The following is a 9,117-nucleotide window of genomic DNA, read 5'->3' on the forward strand; positions in this document are numbered from 1 at the left end:
GGGCCGCTTCGGCGGCCTCCGGCAGGATCGGCATGAAGTTGCTGGTCTGGATGATGTAGTCGGCGCCCAGCGAGCTGTCGATCTCGTCGGTGGCGGAGGCCACCATCGAGGAGCCGACGACCGACAGACCCGCGACCAGCGCCAGGCCGATCATCAGCGACTTCGGCCTCGCGCTCAGCTCCGCGTTCGACCTATCCCCGCCGAGGCCACGTTCCACGCGCGGCACCGCGTCTACGACCCCTGCTACGTCGTCAACCACCTGCGGCGCCACCACCTGCCGGCCCACCGGCCCGACCCGGACCACCCGGCCACGATCCTCGACACCTTCCACCGCCGGCTGCTCGACGAGAGCAAACGGACGCCGTTCCCGGCCGAGGAGATCGAAAAAGCCCTGGAACGGCACCCATTGAGCATCTGACGTCCCGAGGACGACGGACACCACACCCCGTGGCAACCGGCGGGTGACCGTCGTCAGGCCCAGTGCCCGGCCAGGTGGCGATCGCCTGCCTGATCAATCTCCTCGGTCGGGGCCGTGGGCCGGAAGTCCTGATCGTAGAAGCGCAGCATGTCGAGGGTGTCATGCAGAGGCACCCCCAGCGATTCCCGGAGCACATGGAGGAGGTTGAAGGCCGTCAGGGTGAAGGAATCCAGCTCGCGCAGTGCTGCGATCACTTCGCTGAACGTCTTGCCCTCGCAAGCCAGGCGCCGCACTTCGTCGATCGCGGTGTCCACTGCTGTCTTCCTCAGCTCGGTCTGGTGAAGAGTTCTTCGACATTGGTGAACGCCCCCAGAGGGCCCTCGGTGCTGATCTGGCCCACCTCTGTGAAGCCATACCTGGCAGCCATTCTCCCGGTGAACGTGCTGGCCGCAGCCATCTCCGGCGTCATGCCGACGCCTACCATGGAATTGAACGTCTCCAGGTTGCTCGGCATCGCGGGCACCCACTTGGCCTGGACGGCCGTGATGTTCTCGGGGCCGAAGTGGTTCATGACCTCGTCGAACATCTCGCCGCCGCGCGGAGTGCCCGGTCCCCTCTCGACGGCGAGGCTCAGTACTCCGTTGCAGGAAACCGGAGCCGCCCGCCGCGTCCTCGGCGGATCCGGTGGCCGCCAGGGCGCCCAGTCCGGCGAGGGTGAGCGCCGCGCCGATCGTGGCCCGGATGCGGCCCGCCCGGACGTCGCCCGACGTGCCGGCGTCGCGCAGCGCCGCCATGGGGCTGATCTTCCCGGCCCGGCGGGCGGGGATGTAGGCGGCGAGCAGGGTGACGACGACGCCCAGGACGATGCCGAATCGCACTCTCCGGGACTTGCACCAGGGCTTGATCAAGTTCCGGGATCGCGTGGCTGGTTGGGGAGTGACGGGTTGGGGTGCATAGCAGAGCAGGCACGGGCTTCGTGATCATTGTGGTGTCGAAGCCCAATGATCATGAGGTGGCCCGTGCCTGCCGCTGTATCTTCTCCCATCCCCGCCGTGCTGGTGAAGCTGGGTCCACTTGACGCCGACCGGGTCGCTGACCTGCGCCCTTACCTGGAGGCGGTGCCCGACCCGCGTTCCCGGCAGGGCCGGTGGTACCCGCTGACCGCCGTCCTCCTCGTGTGTGCGTGCGCGGCCGTTTCGGGAGGGAGAAGCCTCGACGAGCTCGCCGAGTGGGCAGAGCGTGCCTCGGACGCACTGCTGGCGGCCATCGGTATCCGCCGCCATCCGCTGAGGTGGCGGCGCAGCCCCTCACGGACCACGATCGGCCGCGTGCTGGGGGCCATTGACGGTGATGCCCTGGACCGGGCAGTGGGCGCCTACCTGTCCGACCGGCATGACGCCGCGGCCACCGGGACCCGGTCGGGGCGAGTCCCGCTCGATCAAGACCTGCGGCATCGCCGAGGAACTCGGCGGCATCGCCTTCCCCCACGCCCGCCTGGCCGTCCGCGTCCACCGACGCCGCAAACAGACCGGCCGACGCGAAAGCCGCGAGACGGCCTACGCCGTCACCAGCCTCGACGCCCACCAGACCACCCCGGCCCGCCTGGCCGCCGCGATCCGCGGCCACTGGACAGTGGAGGCCCAGCACAACATCAGAGACCGCACCTTCGCCGAGGACGCCTCCACAGTCCACACCGGATCGGCACCCCGCGCCATGGCCACTCTCCGAAACCTCGCCATCGGCCTACTCAAAACCCTCGGAGCCGACAACATCGCCAAAACCACCCGCGCCATCCGCGACCAACCCGAGCGAGCACTCCCACTCCTGGGCATCACCAACAACCCTGACACCTACGGAACTTGATCAAGCCCTGGGGACGTGGACCGGCGGCGAAACCACTTCCACGTCTACGCCGTAATGTTCGCGGTGCTCGGTGACCACGCACTCGACTACTTGGCTTTCGCCGAGGCCGTTCCGCTCCCATCGAGGGTCTACCACGTGTGCCCCTGGTCCGACGGCTGCTCCACCCCTTGCCCGGGACGGGGGCGGTCCGGCGCGGGACTATTCGGCGCTGACCCACATCGGGGACCAGAACAGCACCCGGGTGACTTCCCGGTCGAGAAGCACCAGGGTGGAGGCGCCGGTCGCGCCGGTGACCGAGACCAGCCGTACGGTTGCGGCGTCGAGTTCGTCAAGGGTCTCCAGCAACGCGGCGACCTGCGGCCGCAGCGGCGATTCCGCAGGGAGCCGGGCCACCCGGCGGCCGTAGGTGTGGCGCAGCGAGGCGACGGATGTCTCCGGGCCGGCGCCCCGCACCTCGACGACATCGCCCAGCAGGGCCGCCAGCTCCGGGGCCGCCGCATACTGCGCCACGGCCTGGGAGACCGCCCGGCTCACCCTGGACACTGGAACCACGACCTGCCTCGGTCGGTGCTGATCTCCGCGTCGGTGACCTCATCCCGGATGAGGTACTCGCTCTCTTCGTAGATGTCCGGGGACTCCACGAGGCGGTCGGCGGGCACGTGGCCCTCGGGAATCCTGAGCACGAATCCTCCCGGTCCCATCTCATCGGCCGCATCCAGCGCGACCCCCTCGAAGTCGGTAGTCCAGGAGGTGAGGTTGCTGTTGGTGTTGCCACCGTTGTGAGAGGCGGCGTCGGCGTCGCCGCCGAGCGGCACCGCACGCCCCTGGAGACCCTCAGCGTATCTCGGGTGATCGCGGCAGATGCCCCGGTAGAGGTAGCCGTCGCCGTCGCCCTCCAGGCCCAACGGGTCCTTCCAGTGCAGCGGGTTGGGCACGTACCCGTAGTGGTTGATCTGCGGTTGCGGACCGAGCGGGTCCGGCGTGTAGTAACGGGCCACAGCCGGGTCGTAGTAGCGGTAGCGGTTGTAATGCAGCCCGCTCTCGGCGTCGAACACCTGCCCGGGGAAGCGGAGCGGGCATTCCACCGCGCCGTCATCCGCGGTGTCGCTCCGACTGTCGGCCGGAACGCCCCAGACCGATGTGTGGTTCCGCCAGACGATGTCTCCGCTGGTGTCGACGAGTCGGGTGGGAGTTCCCACCAGGTCGGTGACAATGCTGTAGAACTCCCGGTCGTACACCCGCTGCTCGTCGTCCCAGCGGTTCCCGACGTCGCCAAGGGTCCCGACGTCGCCGGGCGCGTGGGCGGTGACGGTCTGCGCGACGGGACGATCACCGAGGTAGTCCCACGAGGTGGTGCGCCGGGTCGCGGTGCTGTCGAACTCCGTCTGCTCCACCAGCGTGGCGCCCGCCCACACGTAGGTGGTGTGCTCGGTCGTCTCGCCCTGCTCGTCGCGCCGCCACTTGGCGACCCGCCGGCCGAGCGGGTCGTACCGGTACTCCCAGGTGGCACCGTCCGGGGTACGCACTTCCGTGAGCTGGTCCTCGGCGTCCCACGTGTAATGCCAGACCCGCGGTGGGTGGGAGATTCGCCGCCGGCTGCGGCGGACGGTACGGCCAGCCCGGTCGTAGCCGAAAGTGGTGGCGCCGGCACGGACCAACCGGCTGCCCTCGTAGGTTCGTTCGCCCGCCGACCCCGGCCGCCCGGCGCCCGACCAAGTCGCGCTGGTCTGGTAGCCCCTGCGGTCATAGGTGTACCGCTCGGACCAGTCATCACCGGTCACGGCGGTGATCCGGCCCAACGGGTCGGTGTCCAGCGTCAGTCGCCCCAGCACGTCGTCGCGCAGCTCCCGCAGCAGACCGTTCTCACCGTAGATGTAACGGCGTTCGCTGACGCGATCGTCCGGTGCCATCAGGGTCTGAGCGGTCAACCGGCCGTTGGACGCCCATTCCTGCCGCAGTTCGAGGCCGGTGTGGAGGCGGCGGCCGACCTCACGCCCCACCGCGTCGTACGCGAACTCGGTCGTGACCGCGTCGGAGACCAGTCGAGACCGCCGCCCGGTGGCGTCGTACGTGAGCGCGCTGTGGTGGCCGGCGGGGGTAGTGCGGGAGACCAGCCGCCCCGCAGCATCGTACGTCTGTCGCAGCGTACGGTCGTTGTAGTGCTCGGCGACGACCCGTCCCACCGCGTCCCGCTCCAGCCGCAGGTCGGACCCAGGCGCGGTCGCCGACATCAACCGGCCCAACCGGTCGTAGCGGAACTCCGTGCGGGTGCCCTCGCTGTCCTTGACGGCGATGCGCCCCAACGGATCGCGCCGATACCGCACATACTGGCCCAACGCATTGGTCCTGGAGATCAGTTGCCCGGCGGCGTCGTAGACGTAGGTGATCTCGCGGCCGTCGAAGTCGCGTTCCGCAACCAGTCGGCCGGCCGCGTCGTAGGTGCGTTCCCAGTCCTGACCGTCGGGACCCACGACACGCGTCAGTCGCAGCTCGCTGTCCCGGTCGTACCGGATCTCGGTGCCGTCCGGCGCCCGGCTGCTGATCCGCTGCCCGAAGGCGTTGTAGGCGGCGCGCTGCGTCGCGCCGCTCTCGTCGGTGTAGGCCACACAGTTGCCCTGGCCGTCGTATTCCCAGGCACGGATCTGCCCGGTCGGGTCCACGACCTCGGCCAACCGCCCCTCGCCGTCCCATCGCAGCCGAGTGACTGCGCCGTCCGGCTCCTCGACCAGCACCGGCCGACCGAAGGCATCCCGGCGCTCTGTGAAAGTCTGGCCCAGCGAGTCGATGGAACGGACCGGCAGTCCCGCCGCGTCGCACTCGATCCGTGTGGTGGCGCCCGACGGGTCGGTGATCGACTCCAGCATCCCCCGCTCGTCGTACCCGTACCGTACGGTGGCCCCTGCGGGGTCGGTGTATGAGGTGCGGTTGCCGGCGGCGTCGAAGGTCTGGAGCCGGACCGAGCCGTCAGCCTCCACCACTCGTGCTTCCAGGCCCGGCGCCGCGTACTCGATGCTCACCTCGCCGCCGTCCGGTCGGCGGGTCCACACCAGTTGGCCCCACGCATCGTAGGTGTGCTCGGTGGTCCGGCCCAAAGGATCGGTGACCCGCAGCAGGTTGTCGTGGCGGTCGTAGCTGTAGTGGGTAACGTGACCTAGCGGGTCGGTTTCGCTGACCAGCCGGTACGCGTCGTCGAACTGGAACGTGGTGGTCTGGCCGAGGGAGTTGGTGTAAGTGGTGGAACCGGTTTCGGGCGCGTAGGCGATAGTGCTGGCCAAGGTGCCGTCTGGCATCCCAGTCGCGACGCACCGGCCGGCGTCGTCGTACTGGTAGGCGAACGAGTTGCCGTTACGGTCCCGCCAGCCTGTGATCCGGCGCCGGCCGTCGTAGCGCAGCGAGAAGACGGTGCCCGAGGAGTCCCGCACCCCGCTGAGCTCGCCCCTGGCGTCGTACTCGTAGCGGCGCAGCACCGGCTGCTGCGGATCGCTCAACAGCACCAGGTCGCGCAGTCGCTGGTCCCGCACGGTCAGCCCCAGGCGGTAGCCGCCGCTGTGCCTGATCTCGGTGGGGATCCCGTCGGCGTCGTGGTGGACGTCGATCCGGTTGCCGTTGGGGTCGGTGACGGCGACCAGCGGCAGCCTACCGGCGTTGTTGTCGACCGGCGCGAAGTGGAGGGTGCGGTTGCCGTCGTCCTGATGGATCGCGAGCGTACCGTGGGCGTTGCCGTTCCAACTCAGCCCCCAGCGGGGCCCCTCGACCGGCATCACTGGCGTGTCCGCCTCGCGGAGCGGCACCGGGTAGTGCAGCACCATGCCGTCTTCCGCGAAGAACCGGACGCCGCCCGCGTCCAGCACCAGCCGCTGGTCGAGGGTGGAGAACCACGCGCGGCCGAGCCAGCGACCGTTGGCTGTACCGGAGCGGTGGTAGCGGCGGAACGCGAGGTCCAGCCTGCCGGAGAGCGCCAGGTCCGTGACGGACATGACCACGTCGCCGGTGGCCATGTCGATGGGGTCGTTCCTGCAGAGCAGCCGCCGGAACTCGCGTCCCATGTGGCGCAGACCCTGCCCCACCCCTTGTACGCCGGCGGATATGCCGCGCAGTCCGGTGGTCGCCAGGCCGCGCAGGCCGGCAGCGAGGCCGCCGAGGGTGGTGAGGCCCTTCATCCCCGGAATACAGTCCAGTGCGGCGAAGGCGACGTCGAACAGTGATGCTCTGCCTTGGGCGTATTTGACGAGGGTGTCGGCGAGGACGACGAGGGCGGCGGCGAGGACGACCCAGGCGAGGGGGCCGCCGATGATCATCACGACGATGCCGAGGACCGCGACGACGAGTTTGCAGATGTCGACGAAGGTGTCCCAGTTCTCCGTGACCCAGTTGACGGCGTCCTCCCACCAACTGCGGTTCTGGATCCCGGCGTCGGAGGCGGCGTCGATGTCCCTCGCGCACTCCCGGGCGGCCTCCTCGCGCAGCTCCCGCGCCTGGCCTGCCAGCTCCCGCGCGGCGGCAAGCCGCTGCTCGGCCGCGTCCACGCGGGACTGGGCGGCTCCGGCGGCGTCCTCGGCGGCCTGGTGGTCGCGCACCGCGTCACGGACGGCCTGCTCATCCGGCGGCTCGGCGGCAGTGCTTTCGCCTTCGTCCTGGAGGCGTTCGGCTTCCTCCCCGGCCCGCGAGACCCAGTCCTGCGCGTCGCCCAACTCCGACTGGGCTGCGCGCAGGTCGTCCTGGGCGGCGATCGCGCTCTCCAGAGCACGGTCGGCCATGCCCTGCGCGTTCTCCAGCCTGGGCCAGTAACGCGCCAGCGCGTCCGCCGCCATGTCATACGACGTCCGGAGCTTGGTCAGGTTCTCCGGAACCCCGTCGAACTCCGCACGGAACGCGTCCGCCGACAATCCGGACCAGTCGGCGACGGCGCGGTCGGAGGCCATGCCCCGGATCTTGCCGAGGGCTTCTCCCACGTCATCGGCGAACTCCTGGAGGTCCTCGGCCAGTTCACGGATCTCCTCCGGGTTGCCCGGAGTCGGATCGGAGTCCATGTCCACCGGACTCCAGTCGGACGCACGTGCCACAACAACCACCCCCGCAGGGGAAGTTACCGGCAGGGCGCAAGCGGTCGCAATGGGTATCCGACGGCGGTGCGCGGGGGAGGAGGCTTAGGCTGATGCCGAGTCAGCCATCACCCTCTGTCGAAACGGAGTCACTGTGAAGCGCCGGACCGGAATCCCCCTCCTCGCCACCTCGGCCTCCATGGCCACCGCCCTGCTGCTCACCTCCTGCGGCGGAGGAGACGACGACGAGACGGACGAGATCCAGGGAGTCGAGACAGGCGAAGAGACCACGGAAGAGCCCACCGAGGAGCCAGCGGAGACACCCACCGAGGAAGCCGAGGGGCGGCCGACGGTGGACTTCGGGGATGACTACCGGAACGTTTACGAGGACACCACCACGGATGACGCGACGGTCGATGCGATCATCCGTGACCTCCAGGGATTCCAGGATGCCCAGGACGAGGCGATCGTCAGCTTCCAGTCGAACCGCCCGGCCCTTCGCTACTACATCGCGGGAGCGGCCCTGGACCGGACCATCCGCATGCTGGACGACATCTACGAGGGCGGGCTCTCGTCCGGGGGCACCTCACGCTATTACCGGTTCGACGTAACTGTTCTGGAGGATCAGGAGGGAGCGGCCACCTTCAGTTTCTGCCGGGATTACACCGAGGTGTACACGATCGATTTCGCCTCGGGAGAGATCGTCGAAGAGGCGGACGGGCAGGCGCTTCCTGACCTGTACAGCGGGCGGCTGGAGCAGAACGCCGATGGAGTCTGGCAGACCGTCGACTACGGCTTCACGGAGGGGGCGCCGGAGTGCCAGTGACTCGGATGGGGGGCCGAGTTTTCGGAGTCGTGGTCATCGCCGCGTGCTTATCGCTGGCATCGGTGGCACGCGCCGATGTGAAGAACGGCGGGGAGGGCGAGCAGGAGACAAACGCCGGCAGGGAGGGGGACATCCTGGAGACGGGCGTGTTCAACTCGCCCGTCACGATCAGCGGCAACGGCACGGATGACGGTGGAGGGCTCGCCAGCAGCGATACCTCTTGGTCCCCGCCCGCCTGCTATTACGCGCCGACCTACGCCCCTGAGCAGTACCGGGCCTACTGGGACGAGTTATCCAGCGAGTTCTACGGCGCCGGGCACCTTCAGGAGGACAAGGACGCTCTCCGGGAGTCCTTGGAGGAGACCTACGGCGAGAACGGCGATTATCCGAACTACAACATCGACAAGCAGGGCGAGGGCATGTTCTGGACGGTTGTCCGGAATCAGGACCACCCGGACGTGAATGCCCAATGGGAGTGCGAATTCCGCACCTTCTGGGTCGACTTCGGCCAGCCGCCCCCCGACGAACCCGGAGTGCTCGACGCCGAGATGCTCGCCGAACTCGCCTACGAACGCGTACGCGTACCCCAGACCGAGATCGAATGGAACCCGTCCGGGACGCAGAAAGTCAATCTCGCCACCTGGATCTGGCTCGACGAGGCCGAGTTCGGGCCCGTCTCCGTCACCGCCTCCCTCGACGCCTACGGGCTGTGGGCCACCGCCACCGCCACTCCCGTGGCACTGACCGTCGATCCGGGAACCCCGGACGCCGTGACCCACCCCGCCACGGGAGAGTGCACAGACCTCGGAGAGCCCTACCGGGAGGGGATGGCGGAGCAGGAGCCGCCGTGCGGGGTGACCTTTCTGCGGGCCACCCAGGATGCCGGGGCGTATCCGCTGACCGCCTCGCTCACCTGGGAGATCACCTGGGAAGGCTCGGACGGCGCCGGCGGAGTGCTGCCGGACGGG

Annotated in this window: 7 protein-coding genes and 3 pseudogenes; 4 read left to right on the forward strand and 6 right to left on the reverse strand. The window is 69.0% G+C overall.

Annotated elements, in window-relative coordinates:
- The 4 genes and pseudogenes from RM590_RS35170 to RM590_RS35185 all read right to left on the reverse strand — a co-directional run.
- Window positions 1-403, reverse strand: a pseudogene (locus tag RM590_RS35170) (hypothetical protein); the annotation flags it as partial.
- Window positions 404-471: 68 nt separating this feature from the next.
- Window positions 472-732 (reverse strand): hypothetical protein, encoded by a 261-nt coding sequence (locus tag RM590_RS35175; protein WP_311708892.1) that lies wholly within the window; start codon window positions 730-732, stop codon window positions 472-474.
- Window positions 733-743: 11 nt separating this feature from the next.
- Window positions 744-1,004, reverse strand: coding sequence for a hypothetical protein (locus RM590_RS35180; protein ID WP_311708893.1), 261 nt, complete (start codon window positions 1,002-1,004; stop codon window positions 744-746).
- Between the two features lie 58 nt (window positions 1,005-1,062).
- Window positions 1,063-1,287: pseudogene (locus RM590_RS35185) on the reverse strand (hypothetical protein); the annotation flags it as partial.
- A gap of 138 nt (window positions 1,288-1,425) precedes the next feature.
- On the opposite strand from RM590_RS35185, the pseudogene RM590_RS35190 reads away from it, so the two are divergent.
- Both RM590_RS35190 and RM590_RS35195 read left to right on the forward strand, forming a co-directional pair.
- Window positions 1,426-1,737 (forward strand): annotated as a pseudogene (locus RM590_RS35190) (transposase family protein); the annotation flags it as partial.
- Window positions 1,738-1,810: 73 nt separating this feature from the next.
- Complete coding sequence (locus tag RM590_RS35195) at window positions 1,811-2,281, forward strand: hypothetical protein (RefSeq protein ID WP_311708894.1); 471 nt, start codon at window positions 1,811-1,813, stop codon at window positions 2,279-2,281.
- A 198-nt stretch (window positions 2,282-2,479) separates the two neighbouring features.
- On the opposite strand, the gene RM590_RS35200 is transcribed toward RM590_RS35195, so the two are convergent.
- Window positions 2,480-2,815: a hypothetical protein gene (locus RM590_RS35200; protein ID WP_311708888.1), complete on the reverse strand. Its 336-nt coding sequence runs from the start codon at window positions 2,813-2,815 to the stop codon at window positions 2,480-2,482.
- Window positions 2,812-7,311: an RHS repeat-associated core domain-containing protein gene (locus tag RM590_RS35205; protein ID WP_311708889.1), complete on the reverse strand. Its 4,500-nt coding sequence runs from the start codon at window positions 7,309-7,311 to the stop codon at window positions 2,812-2,814. Before RM590_RS35205 ends, RM590_RS35200 begins: the two co-directional genes overlap by 4 nt.
- A gap of 211 nt (window positions 7,312-7,522) precedes the next feature.
- On the opposite strand from RM590_RS35205, the gene RM590_RS35210 reads away from it, so the two are divergent.
- Together RM590_RS35210 and RM590_RS35215 are read left to right on the forward strand one after the other, a co-directional pair.
- On the forward strand, window positions 7,523-8,149 hold the full coding sequence (locus RM590_RS35210) for a hypothetical protein (RefSeq protein ID WP_311708890.1): 627 nt from the start codon (window positions 7,523-7,525) through the stop codon (window positions 8,147-8,149).
- 62 nt (window positions 8,150-8,211) lie between these two features.
- Window positions 8,212-9,117: hypothetical protein (locus RM590_RS35215; protein WP_311708891.1), on the forward strand; the 906-nt coding region annotated here is incomplete at its 3' end.

It is taken from the genome of Streptomyces litchfieldiae (assembly GCF_031845365.1).
Taxonomy (GTDB): Bacteria; Actinomycetota; Actinomycetes; order Streptomycetales; family Streptomycetaceae; genus Streptomyces; species Streptomyces litchfieldiae.

What these genes read in the sequence shown, in the direction of transcription:
- RM590_RS35180 (WP_311708893.1), bottom strand. Translation starts at nt 1,004, where the DNA reads ATGTTCGACGAGGTCATGAACCACTTCGGCCCCGAGAACATCACGGCC.
- RM590_RS35195 (WP_311708894.1), top strand. Translation starts at nt 1,811, where the DNA reads ATGACGCCGCGGCCACCGGGACCCGGTCGGGGCGAGTCCCGCTCGATC.
- RM590_RS35205 (WP_311708889.1), bottom strand. Translation starts at nt 7,311, where the DNA reads ATGGACTCCGATCCGACTCCGGGCAACCCGGAGGAGATCCGTGAACTG.
- RM590_RS35210 (WP_311708890.1), top strand. Translation starts at nt 7,523, where the DNA reads ATGGCCACCGCCCTGCTGCTCACCTCCTGCGGCGGAGGAGACGACGAC.